At 70.0% G+C, this 450-nt stretch carries 1 protein-coding gene; it reads right to left on the reverse strand.

Features of this window, described 5'->3' with window-relative positions:
* Positions 1–450: GH36-type glycosyl hydrolase domain-containing protein (locus D7Y13_RS42820; protein WP_147452711.1), on the reverse strand; the 450-nt coding region annotated here is incomplete at both ends.

Genomic DNA, 450 nt, shown 5'->3' on the forward strand with positions numbered 1-450 from the left:
GCTGGACATCGCCCTCGCCGAACTGCCGGCCGCCGGCACGCACCAAGTGCTCGCGCACCAGGTCAGGCGCGGCGTGGACGAGTGCCATCACGTCCTGCAACTGGTCGCGAAAGCCGAAGGCGCCGCTGGACTGGTAGAAGGCATTGCGTGCCCAGAGCCGGCAGGCGATCACCTGGTAGAGCAGCCAGCCGTTGGCCAGCAGGTCGAGCGATCGGTCCGGCGTTTCGACCTGCACTGCGCCGAGGGTCTCGTGCCAGTACGCCCTCACGGCCGCCAGCGCACCGTGCGCTGCCGCCGCGCCGCGCCATTGCCGCGCGAGTTGGCTCGCCTCCTCGGCCGTCTTGCCGGCACCGAGACGAAAAACGATCTCCTGAGTCTGCCCGTCCACCAGCTCGCACGGCGTGCGGATAGCGGCGCATGGGTCCAGGGCATGACCCAAGGCGCCGGAGA

The sequence above is a fragment of the Corallococcus praedator genome (genome assembly GCF_003612125.1).
GTDB classification, from domain to species: Bacteria; Myxococcota; Myxococcia; order Myxococcales; family Myxococcaceae; genus Corallococcus; species Corallococcus praedator.